21 protein-coding genes are annotated in these 25,580 nt (G+C 58.4%); 8 read left to right on the plus strand and 13 right to left on the minus strand.

The window, feature by feature from the left end; all coding sequences use genetic code 11:
- Positions 1 to 19: 19 nt before the first annotated feature.
- The 4 genes from ACZZ0A_RS11405 to ACZZ0A_RS11420 form a co-directional block, all read right to left on the minus strand.
- On the minus strand, positions 20 to 3,109 hold the full coding sequence (locus ACZZ0A_RS11405; RefSeq protein ID WP_463543088.1) for an efflux RND transporter permease subunit: 3,090 nt from the start codon (positions 3,107 to 3,109) through the stop codon (positions 20 to 22).
- Entirely contained in the window at positions 3,106 to 4,215 is a 1,110-nt protein-coding gene (locus ACZZ0A_RS11410) for an efflux RND transporter periplasmic adaptor subunit (protein WP_414894277.1), read from the minus strand. The genes ACZZ0A_RS11405 and ACZZ0A_RS11410 overlap by 4 nt, the downstream gene beginning before the upstream one ends.
- 324 nt (positions 4,216 to 4,539) lie before the next feature.
- Entirely contained in the window at positions 4,540 to 5,166 is a 627-nt protein-coding gene (locus ACZZ0A_RS11415; RefSeq protein ID WP_463543089.1) for a TetR/AcrR family transcriptional regulator, read from the minus strand.
- A 58-nt stretch (positions 5,167 to 5,224) separates the two neighbouring features.
- Positions 5,225 to 6,391, minus strand: coding sequence for an MFS transporter (locus ACZZ0A_RS11420; RefSeq protein ID WP_463543090.1), 1,167 nt, complete (start codon positions 6,389 to 6,391; stop codon positions 5,225 to 5,227).
- 94 nt (positions 6,392 to 6,485) lie between these two features.
- On the opposite strand from ACZZ0A_RS11420, the gene ACZZ0A_RS11425 reads away from it, so the two are divergent.
- A complete protein-coding gene (locus ACZZ0A_RS11425; RefSeq protein WP_463543091.1) occupies positions 6,486 to 7,391 on the plus strand; it encodes a LysR family transcriptional regulator in 906 nt (301 codons plus the stop codon).
- An 87-nt stretch (positions 7,392 to 7,478) separates the two neighbouring features.
- Positions 7,479 to 8,732 carry an MFS transporter gene (locus ACZZ0A_RS11430; RefSeq protein ID WP_463543092.1) on the plus strand — a complete coding sequence of 418 codons (1,254 nt, stop codon included), beginning with the start codon at positions 7,479 to 7,481 and terminating at the stop codon, positions 8,730 to 8,732.
- A 257-nt stretch (positions 8,733 to 8,989) separates the two neighbouring features.
- Here the strand turns inward: ACZZ0A_RS11430 and ACZZ0A_RS11435 are convergent, their stop codons facing one another.
- Positions 8,990 to 9,562, minus strand: a complete 573-nt coding sequence (locus tag ACZZ0A_RS11435) for a hypothetical protein (protein ID WP_463544091.1) — start codon at positions 9,560 to 9,562, stop codon at positions 8,990 to 8,992.
- 237 nt (positions 9,563 to 9,799) lie between these two features.
- On the opposite strand from ACZZ0A_RS11435, the gene ACZZ0A_RS11440 reads away from it, so the two are divergent.
- Together ACZZ0A_RS11440 and ACZZ0A_RS11445 are read left to right on the plus strand one after the other, a co-directional pair.
- The gene (locus ACZZ0A_RS11440) at positions 9,800 to 10,612 is read left to right on the plus strand and encodes a DUF1206 domain-containing protein (protein WP_007913262.1); all 813 of its coding nucleotides are present in this window, start codon (positions 9,800 to 9,802) and stop codon (positions 10,610 to 10,612) included.
- Positions 10,613 to 10,746: 134 nt separating this feature from the next.
- Positions 10,747 to 11,649, plus strand: a complete 903-nt coding sequence (locus ACZZ0A_RS11445; protein ID WP_007913263.1) for a bestrophin family protein — start codon at positions 10,747 to 10,749, stop codon at positions 11,647 to 11,649.
- Between the two features lie 43 nt (positions 11,650 to 11,692).
- Here ACZZ0A_RS11445 and ACZZ0A_RS11450 read toward each other — a convergent pair whose 3' ends face one another.
- Both ACZZ0A_RS11450 and solA read right to left on the minus strand, forming a co-directional pair.
- Complete coding sequence (locus ACZZ0A_RS11450) at positions 11,693 to 12,430, minus strand: MetQ/NlpA family ABC transporter substrate-binding protein (RefSeq protein WP_042704999.1); 738 nt, start codon at positions 12,428 to 12,430, stop codon at positions 11,693 to 11,695.
- 38 nt (positions 12,431 to 12,468) lie between these two features.
- Entirely contained in the window at positions 12,469 to 13,647 is a 1,179-nt protein-coding gene (gene solA, locus ACZZ0A_RS11455; RefSeq protein WP_463543093.1) for an N-methyl-L-tryptophan oxidase, read from the minus strand.
- 373 nt (positions 13,648 to 14,020) lie between these two features.
- Between solA and ACZZ0A_RS11460 the strand changes: the two genes are divergently transcribed.
- Together ACZZ0A_RS11460 and ACZZ0A_RS11465 are read left to right on the plus strand one after the other, a co-directional pair.
- Entirely contained in the window at positions 14,021 to 16,426 is a 2,406-nt protein-coding gene (locus tag ACZZ0A_RS11460; RefSeq protein WP_463543094.1) for a glucose/quinate/shikimate family membrane-bound PQQ-dependent dehydrogenase, read from the plus strand.
- Between the two features lie 105 nt (positions 16,427 to 16,531).
- On the plus strand, positions 16,532 to 17,830 hold the full coding sequence (locus ACZZ0A_RS11465; RefSeq protein ID WP_463543095.1) for a carbohydrate porin: 1,299 nt from the start codon (positions 16,532 to 16,534) through the stop codon (positions 17,828 to 17,830).
- A gap of 62 nt (positions 17,831 to 17,892) precedes the next feature.
- Here ACZZ0A_RS11465 and ACZZ0A_RS11470 read toward each other — a convergent pair whose 3' ends face one another.
- Positions 17,893 to 18,144 (minus strand): hypothetical protein, encoded by a 252-nt coding sequence (locus ACZZ0A_RS11470; RefSeq protein WP_007913274.1) that lies wholly within the window; start codon positions 18,142 to 18,144, stop codon positions 17,893 to 17,895.
- 176 nt (positions 18,145 to 18,320) lie between these two features.
- Entirely contained in the window at positions 18,321 to 18,968 is a 648-nt protein-coding gene (locus ACZZ0A_RS11475; RefSeq protein ID WP_038361513.1) for a hydrolase, read from the minus strand.
- Between the two features lie 178 nt (positions 18,969 to 19,146).
- Here ACZZ0A_RS11475 and ACZZ0A_RS11480 point away from each other — a divergent pair, with 178 nt between their 5' ends.
- Both ACZZ0A_RS11480 and alaE read left to right on the plus strand, forming a co-directional pair.
- The gene (locus ACZZ0A_RS11480) at positions 19,147 to 20,070 is read left to right on the plus strand and encodes a LysR family transcriptional regulator (RefSeq protein WP_463543096.1); all 924 of its coding nucleotides are present in this window, start codon (positions 19,147 to 19,149) and stop codon (positions 20,068 to 20,070) included.
- Positions 20,071 to 20,101: 31 nt separating this feature from the next.
- Complete coding sequence (gene alaE / locus ACZZ0A_RS11485) at positions 20,102 to 20,563, plus strand: L-alanine exporter AlaE (protein WP_463543097.1); 462 nt, start codon at positions 20,102 to 20,104, stop codon at positions 20,561 to 20,563.
- Between the two features lie 64 nt (positions 20,564 to 20,627).
- Here alaE and ACZZ0A_RS11490 read toward each other — a convergent pair whose 3' ends face one another.
- From ACZZ0A_RS11490 to ACZZ0A_RS11505, 4 genes are all read right to left on the minus strand, one after another.
- A complete protein-coding gene (locus ACZZ0A_RS11490; protein WP_463543098.1) occupies positions 20,628 to 22,202 on the minus strand; it encodes a hypothetical protein in 1,575 nt (524 codons plus the stop codon).
- Between the two features lie 116 nt (positions 22,203 to 22,318).
- Complete coding sequence (locus ACZZ0A_RS11495) at positions 22,319 to 23,665, minus strand: glutamine synthetase family protein (protein ID WP_463543099.1); 1,347 nt, start codon at positions 23,663 to 23,665, stop codon at positions 22,319 to 22,321.
- A 21-nt stretch (positions 23,666 to 23,686) separates the two neighbouring features.
- A complete protein-coding gene (locus tag ACZZ0A_RS11500; protein WP_095112118.1) occupies positions 23,687 to 24,244 on the minus strand; it encodes a helix-turn-helix domain-containing protein in 558 nt (185 codons plus the stop codon).
- Between the two features lie 25 nt (positions 24,245 to 24,269).
- A complete protein-coding gene (locus tag ACZZ0A_RS11505; RefSeq protein ID WP_095112117.1) occupies positions 24,270 to 25,559 on the minus strand; it encodes an NAD(P)/FAD-dependent oxidoreductase in 1,290 nt (429 codons plus the stop codon).
- Positions 25,560 to 25,580 lie beyond the last annotated feature (21 nt).

Consider the following 25,580-nt stretch of genomic DNA (forward strand, 5'->3'; position numbering starts at 1 on the left):
TCGATTGCAGGCGTTGTCACTACGCCAGTTTGACTGTTTCGGTCTGAATCTCGTGCTCAGGGCGGATCTTGAACCAGATCGAATACATCGCCGGCAGGAACACCAGCGTAATGATGGTACCGACGAACGTGCCGCCAATCAGGGTGTAAGCCAGCGTGCCCCAGAACACCGAGTGTGTCAGTGGAATAAAGGCCAGGATGGCCGCCAGCGCCGTCAGCAGGACCGGTCGCGCACGTTGCACCGTGGCTTCGACCACAGCGTGGAACGGGTCCAGTCCTTCCAGCGTGTTGTGATGGATCTGCCCGATCAGAATCAGCGTGTTGCGCATCAGGATTCCCGACAGCGCAATCAACCCGACCAGCGCATTGATGCCAAATGGCTGATTGAAGATCAGCAGCGTCGGCACCACACCAATCAAGCCTAATGGCGAGGTGAGGAAGACCATGATCATCGCCGCGATCGAACGCACCTGCACCATGATGATCAGCAACGTCATGGCGATCATGATCGGCAGCAGGGGCAAGATTGCCTTACCCGCTTTGCCGGACTCCTCGATGGCACCCGCCTGCTCGATCCGGTAACCGGAAGGCAGTGTTTCGATGATCGGCTGCAACTCCTTGAGGATCGCACTCGAAACATCCGGTGGCTGCAAGCCTTCGGCAATGTCGCCACGCACAGTGATCGTCGGTGTGCGATCACGGCGGCGCAGAATCGGATCCTCCATGCGCACATCGACCTCGCCGATCTGCGACAACGGGATGCGTTGCCCCGCCGCGCCGACCAGAGTGAAGCCTTTGATTTGCGCCGGGTCGAGCCTGATATTACCCGCCGCACGCCCGACGACCTGCACGGAACGAATATCCTCGCGAACCGCCGTTATCGGCACTCCGCTCAGCAGAAACTGCAATTGCTGGGCGACCGCATTCGAGGTCAGCCCCACTGCTTGCAGACGGTCCTGATCGAGACTGAAATGCAATGTCGGGGTCAGCGGTCCCCAGTCAGTGTTCACCGTTCTCATCATCGGGCTGTCTTGCAGCACGCCCCGGACCTGCTCGGCGATATCGCGCAACTTCGCCGGATCAGGCCCCATCACCCGGTAGGCAACCGGAAACGGCGAATAAGGCCCAAAGACAATTTGCGTGGCCCTGACACGAGCCTCCGGCGCGAGGCCTTCTGCAACCGCTTCGCGCAGCCGGAACTTGAGGGTTTCGCGTGCTTCCTGACTGTCCGTGAGCACCACGATTTTGGCAAAAGAAGGATCGGGTAATTCTGGCGCCATCGCCAGGAAGAAACGTGGCGCACCCTGGCCGATATAGGCGGTGACGATTTTGGCCTCATCCTGCTTCTGCAACCAGGCTTCGACCTTGGCGGCCGTGGCGCTGGTCTGCTCGATCGAAGTGCCGTAGGGCATCTGCACCTCGATCATCACCTCGGGGCGGTCAGAGGTCGGGAAGAACTGTTTCTTCACCAGCCCCATGCCTGGAACGGCGATGAAAAACAGCGTGACCACCGTGCCCGCCACCAGCCATTTGCGAGCGATCACCGCGGTCAGCAGCCGGCGGAAACGGTTGTAATTCGGCGTATTGTAGATCGCCGCGTGGCCACCTTCGACCTTCTTGATGTCCGGCAACAACTTCACGCCCAGATACGGGGTGAACGCCACCGCGACGACCCAGGACGCGATCAACGCGATACCGACAATCCAGAACATGTTGCTGGTGTACTCGCCGGCAGTGGACTGGGCAAAACCGTTCGGCAAGAAACCGATTGCGGTCACCAGCGTGCCGGACAGCATCGGCGCCGCCGTATGGCTCCAGGCATACGCGGACGCTTTGATGCGGTCGTAGCCTTCCTCCATTTTCACCACCATCATTTCAATGGCGATGATCGCGTCATCGACCAACAGCCCGAGCGCGAGAATCAATGACCCGAGGGTAATGCGATCAAAGTTCTTGCCGGTGGCGGCCATCACCACGAACACGATCGCTAGGGTCAACGGCACAGCGGCAGCGACCACCACCCCGACCCGCCAGCCCATACTCAGAAAGCACACGAGCATGACCACCAGCAGCGCGACAAAAAACTTGACCATGAACTCGCCGACCGCCGAGTCAATATTGACTGCCTGGTCGGTGACTTTGGCGAGGGTCATGCCCAATGGCATTTCCGCATTGATCCGCGCGGTTTCCGCATCCAGCGCCTTGCCCAGATCGAGACCGTTCCAGCCCTCGCGCATCACCACGCCCAGCAGCAGCGCGTCTTCACCGTTATTGCGCACAAAAAAGGTGGCGGGATCTTCGTAACCGCGTTCAACCGTCGCGACATCAGAGAGCTTGAGCGTGCGCCCCTGCACGGAGACCGGCGTATCGCGAATTTTCTGCACCTTGTCGAAAGCACCGTCGAGACGCAGAAACACCTGCGGCCCACTGGTTTCGATGAAGCCGGCGGGCGTCAGCACGTTCTGACTGTTCAGGGCGGCGAAGATGTCCTGCGGCGACAGGCCCAGGGTCGCCAACCGATCATGGGAAAACGAAACGTAGATGCGCTCGGCTTGCTCCCCGATGATGTTGACCTTCTTCACCCCTGGCACGTGTAGCAGACGCTGGCGCATGGCTTCGGCATCACGCACCAGCAAGCGCTGTGGCTCGCCCTTGGCTTTCAAGGCGAACAGCGCGAAGGTCACGTCGGAAAACTCATCGTTGACCATCGGCCCGATAACACCGGCCGGCAGCCTGATGGCTTCATCGTCGAGCTTCTTGCGTGCTTGATAGAACTCTTCCTGCACTTGCGACGGCGGCGTGCTGTCGAGCAACGACACCATCGTGAACGCCAGTCCAGGGCGAGTGTAGGTTTCCGAGCGGTCGTACCACTTGAGTTCTTGCAGGCGCTTTTCAAGGGGTTCGGCGACCTGATCCTGCATCTCTTGCGCAGTCGCACCGGGCCACGCGGTAATGACCGTCATCTGTTTGACCGTAAACGGTGGATCCTCCGCACGTCCCAGTTGAAAGAACGACAACGTCCCCGCAACGGCAATCAGAAAGATCAGGAACACGGTGATCGCCCGCTCACGAACCGCGATGGCCGAAAGGTTGAAGCGCCCCTGGCTCATGGGCGACTCCCGGCAACGCTGGCTTCGCTCTGTTGCGGCAATCGCACCTCTTCGCCATCGCGCAGCAGATGTGCGCCCAACGCTACAACCTGCTCACCGGCAGTGAGGTCGCCGGCGATGCGCGCCGAATCATCGCTCAACCCCAGCACCTTAACCGCTCGCCAAGCCACCTTTGCCGGTGTTCCGGTGATCACCCACACACCGGGTCCTTTGCCCGGGTCGTAAATCGCGGCGATGGGGACTTGTAACGCCTGTGTCTGGGAGGCGCCCTCGGCAATGCTGAGGGTGACGGTCGCACCGATCGGCGCGTTGGCCAGCGGCCCCTCAAGCACATAGCGCGCTTCGAATGTGCGCGTCGTGCGGTCCGCGGAGTCCGAAAGCAGCCGCAGTTTTGCCGTCACCGCCGCTGAATTGACCCCGTAGAGGCTGGCTTGTGCGGTGGAACCGGCTGCCGGACGCAACGTTTCGGGCAGATGCACGATGGCTTCGCGCTGACCTGCGCGCGCCAGTCGAACCACCGGTTGTCCCGGGCTTACGACTTGTCCAGGTTCAGCGAGTGTTTCCACTACCACGCCGTCCGCATCAGCAACCAGCAACGCATAACCTGAAGCGTTACTCGCTACGTCCGCTTGCGCCTGCGCGGCGTTGAGCTGCGCCTTTGCAGTCTCCGCAGCGGCTCTGTACTGGTCGTAGGCTGATGCCGAAATGGCGCCAACGCCGACCAGTTTGCGATAGCGAGCCTCGTCGTCGGCTGTCTGTTTGGCGCTGGCGCGAGCCGCTATGACCGCCGCCTGCTGCGCCCGCGCTTGCAGTCCAAGGTCGATCGGGTCAAGACGCATCAGCGGCTGCCCTCGCTTGACGACCTCCCCCGTATCAACCAGACGTTCGAGCACTTTGCCCGACACGCGAAAACCCAAGTCGCCCTGAACGCGCGCCGCGACCACGCCGGTGAAAGAACGAGCGACATCGGGTGACGCTTGAACCGCAGCGGATCTGACCAGCGGCGCCTGGGTACGGGGATCTGCAACGCTGGAAGATTCGCCGCAGGCGCTCAGGGCAAGAGGCAACAAGCATGCGGCAATGGGGAAAGGTCGGAGCCGGCGCATAGATTCCCTTACTGAGGAATAGGATGATCATCATATTCTCAGTCTTGTGACCAATATCGTCAATGGTCACAACCTGAGAAATAACTGCATCCTGGCCATCAGCAACATCGGACTACGGATCGACTGACGGGCCTGACTCGCTATTGCTAGGTCACCTGGCATCTAGACTTGTATGTAGCCATATCACTCATATGACCAACTCCGATAATGGTCACTTCCAGTTGAATGTATAGCTCTCCCGCCGCTCATGTGCAGGGAACAGGAACCATGATAAGAGGATGTCGCCTTGAATTGACTCGCCTGAAAATTCTGCTCAGGGAAGGGTCAAGGCATGAGGCTGCGCAGGATGAGGTTGGTTGTCAGCATGGGCGCTTGCTCGATCAAATCCAGATTGTGTTGCAACAGCAGCGGGTTGACGAAAGGTCGCAACGCCAGATTGATCGCCTCGACCGTCTCGTCCAGCGGCGTCTTGCGCTCGAACTCCCCCGCTTCTCGACCATGGCGCACGATATCGAGGATAAAACCCTTGATCTGCGCCTCATACACCTGGGCACTGTTCCAGCGCTCCGAGGCGGAAAACGCCGCGATGTCGTATAGCTTGCGGTCGTTGAAGAACAGGTCCACGCCCGTGGCGATAACGGTTTTGACCAACCTGCGAAAACGCTCGGTCGCTGAAACCGACTCTGCGTTTATCGCCTGTTCGACCGCGGCAACAATTTGCCCCAGACAGTTGGCGCAAATGGCCTCGCCAATCGCCTGCTTGGAATCAAAGAATTTATAGATGTACGCCTTGGAAAAACCGATGGCTTTGGCCAAGTCGGAAACCGTGGTTTTACCGTAGCCATATTGGCTGAAATGCTCGTTGGCCGCGGCGACAATCTGGTCACGAATGTCGTGTTCGGCGGGGCCGCGAGTGCTCGGCGAGGAGGTAGATAGGGATGGCTGATTCATGGGGGCAGCTTACTCATCCTCTCGAATACTGACAACTCGCCGAGCATTGTTGAACGTGTTACACCACGGCGGCTTCAACCGTTCTGGAACGCCACGCAAACGCCAACACCATCAGCAGTCCCAGGCCAGCCATTGCCGCGCCGGCCAGGGAGATCGCCGGATAACCCAGCCCGCTGCCGATCACCGCGCCGCCCAGCGCCGCACCAATCGCATTGCCGAAGTTGAAGGCGCCGATGTTCACCGCCGAGGCCAGATTGGGCGCGTCCTTCGCCGCTTCCATCACACGCATCTGCAGCGGCGGCACCAGGGCGAAGCTGGCAATACCCCAGATCAGAATGGCCACGGCGGCCGGCAGCGGCCAGCGCATCAGTACGGTGAACGCCAACAAGACCAGAATCAGCACGCTCAACGAGACGATCAGGGTGCGATCTATCGAGCGGTCAGCGGCCTTGCCGCCCCACATGTTGCCCAGCGTCAAACCGACACCGTAAAGCATCAGCATGGCGGTGATGAAGGCGGTGGACGCATGGGTCTCGCTGCTGAGGATCGGCGCGATGTAGGTGAAGACGGTAAACATTGCACTCGAGCCGACGACGGTCAGGGCCAGCGCGGCCAGCACGGGGCCGCGCCCCAATACTCGAATTTCCGCCATGACACCGACACTTTGCGGCGCGCGCACGTTGGGCAAGGCGAACCACAACGCGACCATCGTCACCACGCCGAGGCCGGTAATCCCCCAGAAAGCCGTACGCCAACCGAACAGTTCGCCAAACCAGGCGGCCAGCGGCACACCGCCGATGGTCGCCAGCGTCAGGCCCATGAACATCGCCGCAACTGCTCCGGCACGTTTCTCCGGGGCGACCAGGGTGGCGGCGACGACGGAGCCAACGCCAAAGAAGGCACCGTGGTTCAGTGAGGTCACGACCCTGGCGACCATGAGACTGTAGTAATCGGTGGCCAAGGCCGACATCAGATTACCCAGGGTGAAAATCGCCATAAGCCCGATCAGCAGATAGCGCCGGGGAATCCTGCCGGTGGTCAGGGTCATCAGTGGCGCGCCGAGCAATACGCCCAGCGCATAAGCACTGACCAGCAAACCGGCAGCGGGAATGGAAACGCCCAGATCCGCAGCAATACCCGGCAACATGCCCATGGGGGCGAATTCTGTGACGCCGATGCCGAAGGCACCGACGGCAAGTGCAACAAGTGGTGGATTGATACGCATGGAGAGCTCCTTATCTATGCCGCCAATGCTACGATCCCGTCTTTTAAGGCGGTAGATAGCATTTTTGGCAATCACCTTTGCTTAGGAGGCACAAGTGGATTTCAACGGCAGGTCAGGTGAAATGAGCGTGTTCACCATCGTGGCGCAGGAAGGCAGCCTGTCGGCCGCCGCGCGTGCACTGGGCCTGACACCTTCGGCAGTCAGCAGGATCATTGCGCGCACCGAGCAACGGCTTGGCACTCGCCTGCTGCTGCGCACCACCCGGGCGATCACCTTCACGGCCGAGGGCGAAGCGTTCCTGCGCGGCGCCCGGCGTATCCTCGCCGACATGGACGAGGTCGAAGACGCCATCGCCGATCAAGGCGTGCCCAAGGGGCGATTGCGGGTCAGTGCCGCCCTTGGCCATGGCCGTCTGGCCATCGTTCCGTTGGTCGCAGACTTCAGCGCCCGCTACCCGAACATCGTCGTCGACCTCAGCCTCGGCGACGAAGTGGTCGACATTCTCGGCGGCCAAGCCGACGTCGCGATCCGCTTTGGCCATCTGCCCGACAGCCCGCTGACCGCACGCAGAATCGGCACCACCGGCCAGGTCGTGGTGGCATCGCCCGAGTATCTGCAGCGTCACGGCGTCCCGCAGGAACCGGAAGACCTGCTAAAGCACAACTGCCTGCGCTTCAATTTCAAGCGTGCCGAACCCAACTGGCCATTCATCCGCGATGGCAAAGCGTTTTCCCTGAAGGTCAGTGGCAACATCGAATGCAGCAGTGGTGAAGCGCTGGCACAATTCGCGCGAGTGGGCGCCGGCATTGCCCGTATCGGAGAGTTCAGCGTGAGTGAGGATCTGCAGCGTGGCGACCTGATTGCGCTGTTGCAAGACTGGAACCCGGGGGATCAGGAACCGATTCATGCGGTGTTCGTCGGTGGCGCGGCGATGCCGGCGCGGGTGCGCTTGTTCGTGGACTTCTTGCTGGAGAATCATCGGATGTCAGCGCAGGTATAAGCTGATATTTGCGCAGTTGTATTGCGGATAATTCGGCGCGTGCGAATGACATCCCAAACACAAGGTGCGGAACAAGGAAGTCACCCTTTGAGTACATTTCGAAAGTATCTTTGCCTGGACTTGTTACTTTGGATCTACCTCGGCTGCTGGAATACGACGCTACCGCTGATTATCGTGCAGCGAGGAAGTCTGCTGGAGCTGGCGGCATACGAAACAGCGCTCGCGCTCGCGGCGATCATTTCAATGTTGTGCCTGGCGCCGCGGGCTGAATCGATGCGCCGCAGTACGGCGCTTAAGGTCGGCTGTTTTGCGCTATTGATTGCGAGTGTCTTGCGATACTTTTTTGCCACAAACTGGTATTCGCTTGATGCGCTGATACTGATCGATGTGATCGCTGCATCAGCATTTGGAATGATCCAGCCTCTTTTGGGCATCTATCCTGCGGAAACCCTTGATAAACATCGTGCGCAGGCTGCATTTCGCGTCCGGCGCATCGTTGTTACTGTCGGCCGGGTTGCGGGGCCTTTGTTGGCGGGTATTGTGATTACGGTTTCTTCACTGGAAATCTCGCTGCTATTCGTGTCGATCTTGGGATTGGTCATCGTGGTTTTAGGCATGGCGTTACCGGTCAGCGCAGCCCCTGCCCTGCAACCCCGAAAATCCTCAACCGATCTTGTTAATGACATGCTGTTGGGGCTTAAACTCAAATGCGTTTTACCGCCAGAACAGTTTTTGACCTTTTCCGGATTACTACTGAGTCTGGCCGTCACAGCGACCGTACCGATGCTGGTTCCAGCGCTCATACACACGCACGGCCTTGCTGAAGGTAGCGTTGGCTTGTTCAATGCGGTGTTCGCGGGTGGAGCCGTTGCAGGTGTGTTCTTTTTAAGCCCGCTGATTAGCAAAAAAGAAAATCAGCGCAACAAGTATCTTGGATGCTGGGCACTGTTAACGTTTGCACTCTGTGCAGCGACACCAGCCGACGAAATCTGGCTGTTGGGTACTTGCCTGTTTTTTGCCGGAGCGGCGAGTGCTTGCATTACGATGGTCGGAATGGACAAGAGGCTCATGTCGATCCCATCCGGCGTACGCGTACGACTAATGGCATCCACGTTAGTGATCAGTCAGCTAGGAAGTTCGGTTTCATTCATGATGACGGGCGCCATCATGTCCAGATCCGGCGCAACCAGTTTGATGTGGCTTTATCTCGGGGTATTTCTGATTATCGTCATGTATTCCGTGCGATCAAAAAAGATATGGCACTTCCTGGAAGATGACGCCGAGTCAGAGCTGTATTACGCGAAAAACCATCCGAAACTGGCTGCGATCATGAGTCCATGAAATTCGGTTGAGATATTGCTCACTCAAGGCGTCGATGTCCTGGAGAAGTCACTCAAGGTACTCAGCCCTGGCGACCAACTGATTCCATTTCTGGGCCAACGACCGGGCAATTCGCACGGGAGCCAGGGTTGTCCCAGTGTTCATTATCCGGCGTGGAGGAATTGATTCCACAAGCGACCTTTGTGCGAATGCATAAAAAAGGGCGCCTTTTCAGACGCCCTCTTTATTTACAGTGGGTGTTGCAGAGAAATAGCGGATCAGTGTGATTTCTTTGCTGTCGACGCTCCAGCTTTGCTCAACCCTTTCGAATTGTGATCCCCTGGTGTCGTGTCGGAGATGGCAGTCGCTTTGGTCACGCCGCGCGTATCTTTGGAATGGGCGACGCCTGAAGTCGTTGAGCCGTGACCGCTGTCACCATTGCGATCACTGCCATAGTGGTTCCCGCTTTCGCCATGGTCGCGTACGGCTTTGCCGGCATGATCACTACTGAGCCCATCGCCACGCCCATTGCTATTGGCACTGCCGTGATCTGAGCCGCCATGACCGCCGCCCGTACCGCCGCCGTGGCCACCGCCGTTACCACCACCATTGCCGCCGCCGTTGCCACCACCGCCGCCATTGCCACCACCACCACCACCACCACCACCACCACCACCACCACCACCACCACCACCACCACCACCACCACCACCACCACCACCACCACCACCACCACCGTCCTTCGCGTAGGCAGAGTTCATGACAGAGATGTCAGCAGGGAGTAATGGGGCGGCTGCAAGCATCATGGCGCAGGACATGACAGCAAGGAGACTCTTATTCTTCAAAAGCATGATTGCTTCCATAGGGTTGATTTCGCGAAAGTTAAGACGCAATCCGCCCCTTATGGTTCAAGTCCTACGACAGACGGAAGTCACTGTGCAGGCCCGATTCTGGAGGCAGCGAGTATGACTTGAGCAGGGCTCGCAGGACGTTCTCGATCTCTAAGCCCCTGCAGTGTTTTGACGGCTCATAGAACCCCTCCCGGCAAGAAGGGTCTGCTCTCCTATGACCTCTCAGGAATACGTCCCATGTCCGCGCAACACAACCTTGTCATCCTCGCTCGGGGAGGCTACGCCGCCCGGGGAATGCTGTATTTGATCATCGGTATCTTCGCGTTGCTCGCAGCTCATGACTCGACCAAACCAAAGGACAGCCACAAGAGTCTGGAGGCGTTGCTAAGCCAGCCATTCGGCTATTTTCTGGTGGGACTTGTCGTGGCGGGACTGCTGGCATTCGCCGCCTGGCGTGTCCTGCAGGCCACGCGCGATGTCGATCATCACGGCAAACAACTCAAAGGTCTGGTGATTCGCACAGGGCTGTTTGTCGGAGGCTTGGTCAACGGTGCTCTGGCGTTCTTCGCATTGGGCCTGCTCATCAGCGGGATTAAAAGCTCGGGCAATTCCGCAGGACAAACCAAAGACTGGCTGGCGCATCTGCTGTCCTGGGAACACTCGAACTGGCTGATGTACCTGATCGCCCTCATTCCGCTTGGGGTGGGCATTGCTCACATCTTCAAGGGCTGGAAAGCGTCGTTCGAGAAGTATTTCGAGGCCGACGAGGACGTCATGCGCTACGTCCGCCCGGTCTCCCGGTTTGGTCTGATCGCGCGCGGAGTGGTGTTTATCGAGATTGCATTGCTGCTGGCGGTCAGCGGTTCCACCTATCAAGCCATGGATCCACCTGGAATGAAGGAAGCGCTCGATGCGCTGCAGAATCTGCCCGCTGGCTGGCTGATTTTGATGGTGATGGCTTTGGGGCTGATTGCCTTCTCGGTCTACAGTTTGTCGGAAGCTTTCTGGCGCAAGATCAATATGGATGTGCCGGGCGTAGCGAGAACGTAAGGTTTAACGCCTTTAGCGATGATCACCCCGGACTAGTCGAGACGCCGATTGCCAGACTATTGACCGAACCTTTCCCCCGAAAACAGCGTCCGAGCTAAGGCGTTAACGCTTACCGCTCGCCACGAGGTTTCCGTTTGAAAGCTGCCATCGTCAGAAAATACCGTTTGATCATCAAGACCCTGGGCTATGTCGGCTGGGCGTTGTTCTGGCTGCTGCTCTGGGACATCGCCGTCACCGTCGACTTCATGCTGTTCCTCAACGCCAAACTGAATCTGCCATTGATGCCCCTGACGTTATTGGGTTCGGCATTGATCGTGCTGATCAGTTTCCGCAACAGCAGCGCTTACAACCGTTGGTGGGAAGCACGCACGTTGTGGGGGTCGATGATCAACAATTCACGCAGCTTCGCCCGCCAGGTGCTGACGCTGCTGGATGATCCCGATGGCGAGGTCAATCCGGTCAAGTCGACCCTGTTGCGCCGCCACGTCGCCTATGTGAACTGCCTCGCGGCGCATCTGCAAGGGCAGCCTTGCCCTGAGGAAGTCCGCGCGTTTATTCCCGCCGATGAGTTTGCCCGCAGCGGCACCACCAACAACTTTGCCAATGACATCCTCACCGGTTCCGCGACTTTGCTCGCTCGGGAATACAAGGCCGGGCGCCTGGACAGCATTCGCCTGGCGCGGCTGGAATCGACGCTGGTGGACCTGTCCAACAGCCAGGGTGGCATGGAGCGGATTGCCAATACACCGCTGCCCTACCCTTATGTGTATTTTCCACGGCTGTTTATTTCGCTGTTCTGCCTGATCGTCCCGGTCGGTCTGGTGGAATCGTTGGGCTGGTTCACACCGCTGGCCTCGACCGTGGTGGGTTTTATGCTGCTGGCCATCGAACGCATCGGCACCGATCTGCAAAGCCCTTTTCGCCACAGCGAACATCAGATTCAGATGGAAGCCCTGTGCGAAACCATCGAAAAAAACCTGCAGTCGATGCAGCGTGATTCCTTGGGCGATGTGCGCAGGTTTGAAGAGATCGCTTGAGGATGTCGGGAGCCGTCAGCATTTCTGGCGGCTCCCGACGGCGTCAGAACGCCGGCACCACATCACCGTGATAACGCTCAAGAATGAACTGCTTCACTTGCGGTGAGTTAAGCAATGCGCCGAGTTTCTGCACCGCCGGCGCGTTGGCCTTGTCGCGACGCACGTACAGATAATTGGCGTACGGCGATTCCGAACTTTCGATAAACAGCGCGTCTTTGTGCGGCACCAGTTTGGCTTCCAGCGCGTAGTTGGCGTTGATCAACGCCATGTCGACCTGATTCAACACCCGCGGCAGCATAGCCGCTTCGAGCTCCTGGAACTTCAGATGCTTGGGATTGCTGACGATATCCAGGCGCGTGGCCATGATGTTGTCAGGATCCTTCAGGGTGATCAGGCCTTGTTTGGCGATCAGCAGCAGCGCCCGACCGGAGTTGGTCGGGTCGTTGGGAATGGCAATGGTCGCGCCGTCCTTGAGTTCGCTGATGTTTTTGATCTTCTTCGAGTAGGCACCGAACGGTTCGATGTGCACGGCGACGATCGGCACTTGATCGCTGCTCGGCCGATCTTTCTTGTAAGCCTCGTAATACGGTTTGCTCTGGAAGTAATTGGCGTCAAGCAAGCCTTCATCCGTCTGCCGGTCGGGCTGGATGTAGTCAGAGAAGACTTTGACATCCAGCGTCACCCCTTCCTTGGCCAGCTCCGGCTTCAAGAACTCGAGGATCTCGGCGTGGGGCACAGGCACCACGGCGATTTTCAGGGTTTCGGCATAGGCATTGCCCATGGCGGCGACCAGCAGTGCTACGGAGAGCGCGAAGCGTTTCACGATAGTTTTCCTTCGAAGCGTTTTAGGGAGAAAGAGGACAGATCCAGATCGCTCGAGCCGCGCATGCACCACTGGGCAAATGCTTCGCCGAGCGCTGCGGAATGCTTGAAACCGTGCCCGGAACAGGCCGAGACGAACAGGGTGTGTTGCAGCGACGGATGTTCGTCGATGATGAAATGCCGGTCTGGCGTCACGGTGTAGGCGCAGACCGCTGACTTGAGCACTGTCGAGGTCACGCCGGCGATGCGATCGTGTACCTGGTGCTCGTACATGTCCTGCGCTTCGGCCGCTGACACCGTACGGTCAATGGCCTGCGCGGACGTTGAGGTGTGGTACTGCGCGGTGGCGATTTTCATGCTGCTTTCGCCGGGTAGCGCGGGAAAGCCATAGTTGATTTTGTCGTCGCCGCGACCGTGGGTGAAGATGAACGTCGGTGAGTGGCCGACCAGTCCGGCGTTCTCTTCCAGCTCGAACCAGAACAGCTTTTGTCGGTAAACGCTGAGCAAATTCTCATACGGCTCACCGAGCCATTCGTCGTTCCAGTTGCCTGCGCTGATCACCAGTTTGTCGGCGCGTAGCGTGCGCTGGTTGGTCGAGACCGTGACCCCTGCTTCGTTTGAGCTGATCGCCGTAACGGTCTCGCCTTTATAAAGCGTCGCACCGTGTTGCTCGGCCAGTTTGAGCTGCACATCGATGCAGCGCTCCGGGCGCACGAAGCCGCCACCCGGTTCGAAATAGCCGATGGCCGAGTCGTGCACGTTGGCGAATTGCGGGAAGCGCTGGCGAATCTGTTCGGCGGACAGGACTTCGTGCTCGATGCCGTAGGTTTGCGCCAGGCCGATGGTGCGCAGGGTGAAGTCGGTCTGATCTTCAGGATCGAATTCGGCGCTCGACGTCAGCACCAGCAAACCCGACTGCTCGAACAAAGACTCGCCGGTCAGGGCCTCCAGCTCACGCCAGATGCGATGAGAATTGCGCACGATCGGCACATATTGCGCGCCCTCGCCGACCGAAAGCCGGGTGATTCGAGTATCGCCATGGCTGGAACCGAGGTTGTGCGGCGGGTGATGACGATCAATACCGACAACGTTCACCCCCGCTTTCGCCAGCTGATAAACCGTTGCTGCGCCCATCGCTCCCAAGCCCAGAACCACCACCTCACATCGCTCGGACATAAATAGCCACCTATCAAAAAGGCGCAAGTTGAGCGGTAAATCGTGGCGAATTCCAAGATTAAAAAAGCATATCCATATAGCTCAGCGCATCCATTGACCGCTCTGGGTCGGGCTACCTGGCGGTTATTCGTCGCATTTACAACCCCACGCAAATGAATTACGCCTGAGGGCGCGGCATCCGATATCTGTCACAAATCACAATCAATCTGACAGAACATCGATTCTTGTGCGCATTTCGACAGACATTTCCACATCTGAGTCCTCTGCAGGCGCGAGCCGAAACCTCGAACTACGCTTCACGTTGAAATTTGTGATTTAACTAGGTAGTTACCTAACTATATAATGCGCGCCTCATTTCAACGGGACACTCAACGTGAAGCAGAGTCAACGCCTCTCGGGCATATCAAAATTCATTCTGATCGGGCTGGGCGTCGTCATCGCCCTGCTCGGCTTGGCGCTGGCTGCGGGCGGCGTGAAGTTGGTCAGCCTGGGAGGCTCGTGGTACTTCCTGGTGGGTGGCTTGGTCATGGCCGTTTCCGGTCTGCTGATCGCGCGCTTCAAGCCTGCCGGCGCGTGGCTGTTTGCCGCGTTCCTGGTCGGAACTGCGATCTGGGCGGTGAGCGATGCCGGGCTGGTGTTCTGGCCGGTGTTCTCGCGCCTGTTCATGTTCAGTGTGATCGGCTTGGTCGTGGCGCTGGTCTATCCGCTGCTCAAGCGTGCCAACGGTGGTGTTGCCGGTCGCGGCGCTTACGCTGTGGCTGCGGTGCTGGCGGTCGGCGTGGTTGTAGCGGCCGGCAATATGTTTGTCGCCCATCCAACCGTGGCGGCAACCGGCACTGGCCCGGGCCTGACTCCGGTCGAGCCGGACAAGGCGCAAAAGGACTGGGCGCACTACGGTAATACCGAAGGCGGTAGCCGCTTCGCTGCGCTGGACCAGATCAACCGCAGCAACGTCGACAAGCTGAAAGTCGCGTGGACCTACCACACCGGTGACGTCGCCGAGAGCGATGGCAACGGTGCTGAAGACCAGCTCACTCCGCTGCAGGTTGGCAACAAGGTGTTCATCTGCACCCCGCACAACAACCTGATCGCCCTCGATGCCGACACCGGTAAAGAGCTGTGGAAGAACGCGATCAACGCCCAGTCGAAAGTCTGGCAGCGCTGCCGTGGCATGGCCTATTTCGACGCCACCAAAGCGATTGCTCAGCCGAGCAACTCGTCGATCATCGAAGCCAAGCCTGCGCCGGCCGCCAACTGCCAGCGTCGTCTGCTGACCAACACCATCGATGCCCGTTTGATCGCGGTCGATGCTGACACTGGCGAGTTCTGCCAGGGTTTCGGCAACAACGGTCAGGTAGATCTGAAGGCTGGCCTGGGTGATGTCCCGGACAGCTACTATCAGCTGTCGTCCGCGCCGCTGATGGCCGGTACCACTGTGGTAGTTGGCGGTCGCGTAGCTGACAACGTGCAAACCGACATGCCCGGCGGCGTGATCCGTGGTTTCGACGTGATGACCGGCGCCATGCGTTGGGCGTTCGACCCGGGCAACCCGCAAGATAAAAAGGCTCCGGCCGACGGCAGCACTTATGTGCGCAGCACGCCGAACAGCTGGGCGCCGATGTCCTACGACCCGGCAACCAACACCGTTTTCCTGCCGATGGGCAGTTCGTCGACCGACATCTATGGTGTCGAGCGCAGCAAACTCGATCACACCTACGGCGCTTCGATCCTCGCGCTGGACGCCACGACTGGCGCTGAACGCTGGGTATTCCAGACCGTGCACAACGATCTCTGGGACTTCGACCTGCCGATGCAGCCGAGCCTGATCGACTTCACCAAAGACGGCAAAACCGTTCCGGCGCTGGTCATCGGCACCAAGGCCGGGCAGATTTACGTGCTCGACCGTGCAACCGGCAAACCGCTGACCGACGTGAAAGAAGTGCCGGTCAAAGCGGCGAACATCCCGAACGAACCGTACTCGCCTACTCAGCCGAAATCGGTAGGCATGCCAGAAATCGGTGCTCAGCACCTGACCGAATCGGACATGTGGGGCGCCACTCCGTACGATCAGTTGCTCTGCCGCATCGACTTCAAAGGCATGCGTTACGACGGTCTGTACACCGCACCAGGCACCGATAAATCGCTGAGCTTCCCGGGTTCGCTGGGTGGCATGAACTGGGGCAGCATTTCCACTGACCCGGTGCACGGTTTCATCTTCGTTAACGACATGCGTCTGGGTCTGTGGATTCAGATGATCCCGTCGCAAAACAAAGGCCAGGCCGCTGGCGGTGGCGAAGCACTGAACACCGGCATGGGCGCCGTACCGCTGAAAGGCACGCCTTACGCCGTGAACAAAAACCGCTTCCTGTCGGTAGCCGGCATTCCTTGCCAGGCGCCGCCGTTCGGCACGCTGACTGCCATTGACATGAAGACCCAGAAAGTTGCTTGGCAGGTTCCGGTCGGCACTGTTGAAGACACCGGTCCACTGGGCATCCGCATGCACCTGCCGATCAAGATCGGTCTGCCAACCCTCGGCGGCACACTGTCGACCCAAGGTGGTTTGATCTTCATCGCCGGCACTCAGGACTTCTACCTGCGTGCGTTCAACAGCGGCAACGGTGAAGAAGTCTGGAAAGCACGTCTGCCGGTCGGCAGTCAGGGCGGCCCGATGACCTATGTTTCGCCGAAAACCGGCAAGCAATACATCGTCATCACCGCCGGTGGTGCGCGTCAGTCGACCGATCGCGGCGACTACGTGATGGCTTACGCCCTGCCATAGATCACGGTGTCCACGTTAAACGCGGACGCTTGCTTTGAGCGCGGCACCTTCGGGTGCCGCGCTGCTTTCCCCCCTATTGCTCAAGTTTTCTGCAGGAAGATTTACATGCTATCGGCTGTTCGTTTTTCCCGTTCCGACCTGTTCAAAGGCCTGTTGCTGGGCGTCGCGTGCACCACTACCCTCCCCGCGCTGGCCGACAACGATTCCGATCTGTTGACCCGCAGCACGCTCACCGGTGACTGGGGTGGCTTGCGTCACCAGATGGATGAACAAGGCATCAAGTTCACCGGCGATTACAGCGGTGAAATGGCATACAACGCCGATGGCGGCCTACACCGCTCGGCGCGCTACTCGCAGAACATCAAGCTCGGCGTGCAGTTCGATTTGAGCAGGTTGTATGGCGTCGACAATGCCGGCAAGGTCCAGCTGACCATCAACGACCGTCGCGGCAACAGCGCTTCGGAAGACCTCGTCGGCAACCGTCTGCCGATTCAGGAAAACTACGGCGGCCTGTACACGCGCCTCACCGAATTGAGCTACGAGCGCAGCCTGTTTACCCCGGCGCTCAACGTGAAGCTCGGTTACATGGCCATGGGCAACGACCTCGGTGGCCTCGACAGCGGCATTCTGTGCAACTTCATGAACGCCGGTTTCTGCGGCCATCCGCTGAACATGTCCGGCGGTAGCGGCTGGACCAACTACCCCAACGCCCACCTCGGTGTGCGGGTGAAATACGACCTGTCGTCCTCGTGGCAACTGCGCGTGGCCGCGTTCAACGTCGATCCGGAAAGTAACGGCAACTCCAGTCGCGCCTGGCACCTTGGGCCAAAACACACCACCGGCACCGTGGTGCCGATCGAGTTGGTGTACAAGCACGCGGGTGATCTGCCTGGCGAATACAAGCTCGGTTACTACTACGACAGCTCTGATGTAAAACGCATTGGCAGCGACGACGAAGTGTCCGGTCGTGGCGGTCATTACCTGCTGGTCGATCAGGCGGTCTGGAGCTCGCCAACGTCCGAAGGCCGCAGCCTGCACGCTTTCGGTCAGTACTCGGCCGCCAGTGAAGCGGCTTCGCCGTTCAGCAAGTGGTACGGCACCGGCGTGGTGCTGTACAAACCGTTCGAAGGTCGTCCGCGTGACACCGTCGCTCTCGGTTATGGCCGCGCCGTGCCGAACCCGCGCAGCCGTGACGTTTTGCAGGACGCCGCATTGAACAACGGCACAGCGTTCCCAAACCTGGACAGCGCCGAGCAATTGATCGAACTCGGCTACGGATATCAGGCAACGCCTTGGCTGACCCTGCGCCCGAATGTGCAGTACATCATCGAGCCGGGCGCGTTCTCCGGGCAGGACATCGACAATGCATTGGTGTTTGGCTTGCAGGTGAAAGCGGCGCTCTGACTTTCCGATTACAGGCGATAAAAAACCCGGTTCGAATGCCGGGTTTTTTATTGTCTTCAAGATCACTTTTTCTTTTTAGCCGGCTTGTCAGCCTTCTTCGAATCCTTGGCCTTCTCAGGCTTGCTATCGGCTTTCTTGGCAGATTTCTTCGGCTCGGCGTCTTTCTTCTTGTCTTTCTTGTCCTTGTCGGAGGACTTTGAAAGCGCCGAAGCCGCTGCTGATTTCTTCGCAGGTGACGACTTTTTGTCCTTCAAATCCTTGCTGGCTTTCGAAGCGTCAGCTTTGTCTTTGCTTTTCTTTTCGTCTTTAGCCACGTTGACCACCTCTCGGAGTGTGCCGGAATTGGCACATCGCCTGTGCGATTTACCACAAGCTAATCATTAGGCGAGCAGGTCCTACAGCGGTTCAGATTATTTTCAGGCGTTCGAAACAGGCCAAATGAAGGCAGCGCCGGCGATTGCCAGCGCCACCTTTAACAACGGCCCGTTACTCAGGCCTTGTTGCCAGCCTCCTGAAGCGCCTTTTCAGCATTGAATCCGTCGAAGTTTTCGAACACGCCCATAAAGCCCGGCACGGTCACCTCTCGCGCCCAGTCGCGCTGCAGTTCGCAGTACATCTGCACCCGGCTGATCAGCTTCGCACCTGCCTGTTCCATTCTGCGCAACGCCGCCTCGTGCGCGGCCAGCGACGTGCCGCCTACCGCATCGATCGGCACATAAACCTCATAGCCTTCCTGGATCGCGTCGAGCACCGGGAAGGTCAGACAGGCTTCAGTCCACAGCGCGGTCATGATCAGTTTCTTGCGCCCGAGCGCTTTGACTGCCTGCTTGAACTCGGTGTCCTCCCAACTGTTGATCGACGTGCGGTCATAGGTGGGCAGATGGCCGAGCACCGCCTGCAACTCTTGAATCGGCGGTTTGTTGCGCCCGGTCGCGACATTCACGGTCGAGTGGATGATCGGCAGGTTGTAGTTGACCGCCGCCTTCGCAACGCTGGTGATGTTGAAGACCAGTTCATCCCGTGGCATCGAGCGGATCGAAGACACCTGAACCGGTTGATAGTCGATGACGATCAATGCTGAATTCTCGGGCGTCAGCAGTTGATCGGTGTGGGGGTTGCGGATTGCTTCGCTTGCCATTTGCAGGTCCTTTTGTCTGGGTAACGCACGTGGGTGAATCGGCCGGAGCCCGTGCGGTTTGTGATTCCAGAACGCACGCGAGTGACGCCGTGCCTGGAAAACCCATTGTGCTGTTCCCCTATTCGCGGCAGTAGTAGCATCCCGAGGCGAACTGTGTCGCGCCAAGGGGAACGCGAAAATGGATATCGAAGAACTGCAAACCTTCGTGGAAGTGGCCGATGCCGGGGGTATTTCACAAGCGGCATTGCGGCTCGGGGTCTCGAAATCAATCGTCAGCCGCCGGTTGGCCCGGCTTGAAGCAGAACTGGGCGTGCAACTGCTGGCACGCTCGACGCGCGGCGCATCGCTCACCGAGGCCGGCGCGACGTTCCGCGATTACGCCGCCAAAGTCTGCAGCGAAATCGATATCGCCAGGGAAACCATCCTGCCCGCTGGCGCCCTGCGTGGCCGCCTGCGAGTAGCAGTGCCATTGTCGTTCGGGCCGACGCACTTCGCCCCGGTGCTGGCGGAAATGGCTCGCCGTCACCCTCAGTTGCACATGCAAACCTGCTACAGCGATCGCTTCGTTGACCTGATTACCGAGGGCTACGATTGCGCCATTCGCGTGGGTTATCTGCAGGACTCCAACTTGATCGCAAGGCGTATCGGCCCGGTCTACACCAAGCTCGTCGCAAGCCCGGACTACATCAAAGCCCACGGCGCCCCCGAAACCCCGGACGAACTGCAAGCCCATCAGGCTCTCATGCAAGGCACCGAAGCCTGGCAATTCATGGTGGCTGACAAGGTCATCACGGTTCGCCCGCAAGGACGCTTCAAGGCTGACAATGGCACTGCGCTCGCTGCGGCCGCAGTTGCCGGTCTCGGCGTCGCCTACTTGCCCGATTGCCTCACCCACGAGCACATCGCCACGGGTGCACTCGTGCCGATCATGACCAACCATCCACCGCCCCCTGCCGGAGCCTACCTCCTCCGCGCGCCAGGCCCGCATCCCGCGCGCAAGATCCGCGTGCTCACCGAACTGCTGATCGAGTACTTCGGCGAATCTCCGCACCTCGCGGTGCAGCCGCTGTCACATCACGATGAAGCGCCGGCGTTTAACTGAAGAAAGCTGAAGCCATGAAAGGAGAATTGAGGTGCCGCAACGCCTGCAACAGCCAACGCGTCGGACTGCATTTATCGCAGACACCACAGCGCTGATCCTGTTTTTCACCACCACCGGGATCATCAATGAACGTTTCATTGCCGACATGACCTGGGATCAGGTTCTCCAGGCGCGCCTGCTGGGCGCGGTGCTGATGATTCCAGTCGCGCGACCTTACGGTGTCTGGCGCGATTGGGTGATGACGCGCGCCGGTCAGGGTCGGGTGTCGAGGTTGCTCTGGGACAGTATTGCTCTGGTCAGTTTTCAGGTGCCGATCTATGCAGCGATCATTGCCTTCAGTGGTGCATCGGGTGAAGGACTGGTACGCGGCACGCTGGGTGCGGCGGTGATGATGCTGGTTCTGGGGCGGCCTTATGGGGCGTTTCTTAATGGGGTGCGGAAGCTGTTTGGTTTGCCTCCGGGCGGGAACAGGCCGATGTCGTTGAAGGGTTGAGGGAGTGAGTAGCTGTTATCGGCCTGTACGTCTAGTGTCTTGATCTGTCTCCGAATCTCCCCAGCTAGAAAATCCAGTCTGTCAGGCTCGTATCACGGTACGAGATGTAGTTTTTATCGACCGTTAAACTGACGGTTGCATCGATCAGCGTTTCAATAGCATTGGTTTGCCAATCACCCAAACTGTCTCTCCATGCGAACTTTAATGTTCCATCTTTGGCAAACTCCAGTCGGCCTATGATGGCTTTCGGCAGTGATGTATCGCGCCCCACACCAAGCTGTTCTGCGGACACAGTTAGTTTTGCCTGAGTTACAACTTCACCTCTATCCAACGTTGAAAAAAATCGAGCAAAACGATCTAAGCCTTTAGTGTATTGACGCTTGTAAATTTCCTGAATAAGCAGTTCGTCTTGAAGCAGGCGATCCAACGGAAATACCGTTGATAATGCGACGCCAGACGCTTGCGTATAGCGAATCTCGAGGTGAGGTTTGCCAGAAAAATTTTCGTCGACTCCTAGCACCAGGCCATCATCCAGTAACTCCGACATAAGTTCTGCCACTTTGGAGCGTATCAAACCCCTATCCACTGGCTCGCTCTCTTCAAACGCCTCATAGCCGGAAAAACTTGGAGATGGAAGTTGAGAGATGAGGCCTTTGGCAACCGCCAGGCGATAACCCATCCTGACCTCACGCTGACGCTCGCTCATGTTTCCAAGAAATGCCGTTAAATCAGCATTGTCCGGATCAACAGAAGCGATGAACTCCAAGGCATCCTGCACCTTGTAGGTACTTTTGGAACCCCTGATCAGCGCAGTCGCATACTTTAAAGCAAGCTGATTTGGGACTGAGTTTTTATCATACCCCTTAAGATTCAGGTAAGACTGATAGCGAAACGACTCAGGTGCGGACTCGTCCTGTATATAGTCAGCCTCAACCTCGAGCAAATTACGATCGCGAGAAAGAATCTGAAGTATTTCAAGCTTTCTCGTTGCATCGTACTGTGGGTCTTTAAGTAGCCCAACGAGCTGCCGCCCCAAACCATTCTCTCCAGCTATAATCCCCCATTCACCGTCTGCGAGGGCGAGTAAACGTAAAGCGTCGTAGAAGTCCTGACGATCCGATGACGTTGACTGGACAATTGACAAGAGCCGTTTTTCGTCGCCAGCCTTGAAATCCAGTCTCGCCATAATGTCACTCTGAGCTTTACGCCGGGCAAGTTGGATCATATAGGAGTCAAGTAAAGCGCGTGTCCGATAAGTATCAAGTGTTTTACTGGCTTCCGAACTGTCATTGTTCAATGAAAGCCAACCCTCGATTCTTTGCGTCATCAAGGTCTGCAATGTGGATTTAAGATTATTGGTTGTAATCCAGGCGAACGCACCACCAACGATAACGACCGCTGCTAAAACATAACTAAGAACGCTAACAGCCCTATTGATCGGCGCGTTAGCCTGTTCAATTATCTCTTTGCCCAGTTCGTATTTTATTTTTTCAACATTGATCTGAAACTCACGCTCCAGAGCCCTCATCTCTTCCATAGACTTTGATGAACTACGCTTGGCCTTCGCTAACAGGCGCCGAATCTCATTCAAATGCTCTTGTGGATTTACTTCAATGTGCCGGTTACTTTCACTTGTCATTACGAAGCTCCTTATAAACCACGATTATCTCCATGACACTATTGTCTTTCTCGCTGACTACGCCTGCCGTCACCTGCAAAACCGTCATCAATCCCACAATAACGATGTCCCTAGCCTCACAAATACCACCGATACTCCCGCGCACCAATCTCCTGCATAAACGCCAAATGATCCTGCCGTTTGTTCTCGCAATACACATCGACAAACTCCGCGCCTAATCCCTCACGCAATTGCGGCTGATGCTGCATCGCACGCACGGCTTCGAACATCTCCTTGGGGAAATCGATCCCGCTGTTGCGGTCTTCATTCAGCGGTACGATCGGTTCTTTACCCGACTCCAGCCCGTGTTCAAGCCCCACCAGAATCGCCGCCAACACCAGATATGGATTGGCATCCGCGCCCGCCAGCCGATATTCAACGCGCAAATTCTTCGCGTCCGACTCCGGAATGCGCAGGCACGCATCGCGATCCTCAAAACCCCAACTGGCTTTGGTCGCGGTGTTCACCGTGCCGCCTAAACGGCGCATCGAGTTCTGGTTCGGGGCGAAGATAGGCATGCTGTGCGGCAGCAACTCCAGGCATCCAGCGATTGCATGGCGTAGCGGCTGCTGCTCATTCGCGGCTAGCAGATTATTGCCCGCCGAATCGTAGAGGCTGACATGCACATGCATACCGCTGCCCGGATATTGCAAGTAAGGCTTGGCCATGAAACTGGCGCGGTAGCCGTGTTTAAGCGCAACACCGCGCGTGCTGCGGCAGAACAACGCCGCCCAATCCGCCGCACGCAAGCCATCGTCGAGATGGCCGAAGTTGATTTCAAATTGACCGGGACCCAGTTCAGCCGTAATCACGGTAGCGTCGATGCCCTGCGACCGCGTCGCTTCGACCATTTCATCCAGCACCGGCGCGAAGCGTGAGAGGCGTTCGATGTGCAGGTTCGGTTGATCATCGGCGTCGTCAGTCAGGTCGTCGCGGGGGAATTGCGGCAAGCCATCGCGCAGCTTTTTGTCGAACAGGTAGAACTCCAGCTCGAAGGCCACCACCGGATGAATGCCTTTGCGCGCCAGGCGCTTGAGCACTTGCGCGAGGACTTCACGCGGTTCGAATTCGATCGGTTTTTCGGTGCCGTCCGACGTGATCAGCATCTGCCCCAGCGGGCTCGCTTCCCACGTCACCGGTTTCAGTGTGCCCGGCACCAAGCGGCGCACGGCATCCGGGTCGCCGTCGTTGAAGCAGTAATCGCCAATCGGGAACAAACCACCCTGCACGCCCAGCAATACGCAGTTCTGCGGCAGTTTCAGCACACTGCCCGCCGCGACTTTTTCGAGCATGTCGATTGGATAACGCTTGCCATAGAAGTGCCCCGGAATGTCCAGGCAAATCAGGTCGACATAACGCACTTCGGGGTAGCGTTGGCGAAAGGCACGCACTTCGGCGAGCAGGTCAGCGCAGACAGCGTCCATCGTGTTCATCCTTTTTTGTGATCAGGTGTAGACCCAGAGCACGCGAGTCAGCTGCTCGGTGAGGTTGCCGTAACGGCAACGGGTATGACTGTCGAATTGAAAGCTGTCGCCGGCCTTCAATGTGACGGGTTCTTCGTCGTCGCCCAGCCACAACGTCAGTTCGCCTTCGAGGACGTAACCGCCCTGCTCCGAGCTGTCGGTCAGATGGCGATCACCGCTGCTGGCGCCGGCTTCCAGATGACTTTCGAGCATGGAGAACGAGGCGCGAATCTGCGGCGACACCAGAATGTCGGTGATGCCATTGGCGTAATACAGCGTGCGGCGCTCGTCCGGGCGCGTGACCCACGGCAACTCTTTAGGCTTGGGCAGGCTGTAGAAATAAGTGGTCGGCACGCCGAAGGTTTCACTGATCGCGGTGAGATCCGCCACGGTTGGCCGCGACAAGCCGCGCTCGACCTGCGAGAGGAAACCCACCGAACGGCCGATCTTGTCGGCCAGTTCCTTCAGGGTCCATTTCTTGTGCTTGCGCAGGTCGTGGATGAGGATCGCCAGCGCGGCGATTTCTTCTTGCTTGTTCATGCCATGGATTCCGAAAAAGGTCTCATCAAATACTGTCGCGCAGGCGATACCAGGCTTTGCCAATCGCCTCCAGCGGTGCCGCGAAATGTTTGCCACCGGGGAAACGGCCATTACTCAGGCCCTGGTACAACGCCAGTTCATCGGCATCACCGAGAATCGCATCGGACACCGCACGCGCGGCGGCCAATGTCGGCAGAACGCCGTGGCCCGAGTAGCCTTGCAGCCAATATCGACTGCCCGCGCCGCCGACATCGGGTGTGCGGTTCATCGTCAGGTCGATATGCCCACCCCAGGCAAACTCGATGCCGACGCCCTTGAGCTGCGGGAATACCCGCTCAAGAAACGGTCGGGTCGCTGCCGCGATGTCCTTGGGCATGCCACCGAGATACGTGCAGCCGCCACCGAACAACAAACGGTTATCCGGCGTGCGCCTGAAGTAATCGAGGACGAACTGGTTGTCGGTCACGCAGACATTGCGCGGCAACAGCGCGGTGGCCTGCTCGGATGTCAGTGGTGCGGTGGCCACTTGGTAGGTGCCCACCGGCAGAATGCAACTGGACAGTTGCGGGTCGAGTTCATCGAGGTAAGCGTTGCACGCCAGCACCAGCACATCGGCGCGCACCGCACCGCGCTCGGTGTTGACGCGGAAACCGTCGCGCTGCTCCTGATAACTCAACGCTTTGCTTTGTTCATGGATACGCCCGCCGGCTCGCTCGATAGCGTCCGCCAGGCCCAGCGCCAGTTTCAGTGGATTGAGGTGCGCGCCCTCAGGGTCGTAAAGCCCGGCCTGATAGCGATCGGTGGCCACCCATTCCGGCAGTTGTTCACGGGGAATGAACTGCAACCCATCGTGGCCCCATTTGTGGCTGGCCTCGTGTTGCCATTCGCTGAGCAGACTGACCCGCCGTGGCATCACCGACGTCCACAAATGCCCGGGACGATAGTCGCAATCGAAACCATGCCGCCCGGGCAAGTCGCGTAATTCCCCGGCGGCCCAGCGCATGCCATCCCAAAGCCGTCTGGCCCGTTCATGGCCCAACGCAGCTTCCAGCGGCGGCATGTCACATGACCAACCAAGAATCGCCTGCCCGCCGTTACGCCCCGACGCGGCCCACGCCACGCGACTGGCTTCGAGCACCACCACGCGTTTGCCGGCCAACGCCAGACGCAACGCCGTGTGCAAGCCACTGAAACCGGCACCGATGATCACCACGTCAGCGTCATGCTGGCCTTCCAGCACAGCGCGGTTGCTCAGAATATCCGCGCAACTATGGGCGTAATAGCTGTCGACGTGCTGGCTGGATTGCTGAAACATGCGCGACCTCATGAAATTATC

Source organism: Pseudomonas sp. AC242, assembly GCF_979258655.1.

Bases quoted from the DNA above. Each gene is read 5' to 3' on its own strand.
- ACZZ0A_RS11405 (WP_463543088.1), bottom strand. From the start codon at position 3,109: ATGAGCCAGGGGCGCTTCAACCTTTCGGCCATCGCGGTTCGTGAGCGG.
- ACZZ0A_RS11410 (WP_414894277.1), bottom strand. From the start codon at position 4,215: ATGCGCCGGCTCCGACCTTTCCCCATTGCCGCATGCTTGTTGCCTCTT.
- ACZZ0A_RS11415 (WP_463543089.1), bottom strand. From the start codon at position 5,166: ATGAATCAGCCATCCCTATCTACCTCCTCGCCGAGCACTCGCGGCCCC.
- ACZZ0A_RS11420 (WP_463543090.1), bottom strand. From the start codon at position 6,391: ATGCGTATCAATCCACCACTTGTTGCACTTGCCGTCGGTGCCTTCGGC.
- ACZZ0A_RS11435 (WP_463544091.1), bottom strand. From the start codon at position 9,562: ATGCTTTTGAAGAATAAGAGTCTCCTTGCTGTCATGTCCTGCGCCATG.
- ACZZ0A_RS11440 (WP_007913262.1), top strand. From the start codon at position 9,800: ATGTCCGCGCAACACAACCTTGTCATCCTCGCTCGGGGAGGCTACGCC.
- ACZZ0A_RS11450 (WP_042704999.1), bottom strand. From the start codon at position 12,430: ATGGGCAATGCCTATGCCGAAACCCTGAAAATCGCCGTGGTGCCTGTG.
- solA (WP_463543093.1), bottom strand. From the start codon at position 13,647: ATGTCCGAGCGATGTGAGGTGGTGGTTCTGGGCTTGGGAGCGATGGGC.
- ACZZ0A_RS11465 (WP_463543095.1), top strand. From the start codon at position 16,532: ATGCTATCGGCTGTTCGTTTTTCCCGTTCCGACCTGTTCAAAGGCCTG.
- ACZZ0A_RS11475 (WP_038361513.1), bottom strand. From the start codon at position 18,968: ATGGCAAGCGAAGCAATCCGCAACCCCCACACCGATCAACTGCTGACG.
- ACZZ0A_RS11480 (WP_463543096.1), top strand. From the start codon at position 19,147: ATGGATATCGAAGAACTGCAAACCTTCGTGGAAGTGGCCGATGCCGGG.
- ACZZ0A_RS11490 (WP_463543098.1), bottom strand. From the start codon at position 22,202: ATGACAAGTGAAAGTAACCGGCACATTGAAGTAAATCCACAAGAGCAT.
- ACZZ0A_RS11495 (WP_463543099.1), bottom strand. From the start codon at position 23,665: ATGGACGCTGTCTGCGCTGACCTGCTCGCCGAAGTGCGTGCCTTTCGC.
- ACZZ0A_RS11500 (WP_095112118.1), bottom strand. From the start codon at position 24,244: ATGAACAAGCAAGAAGAAATCGCCGCGCTGGCGATCCTCATCCACGAC.
- ACZZ0A_RS11505 (WP_095112117.1), bottom strand. From the start codon at position 25,559: ATGTTTCAGCAATCCAGCCAGCACGTCGACAGCTATTACGCCCATAGT.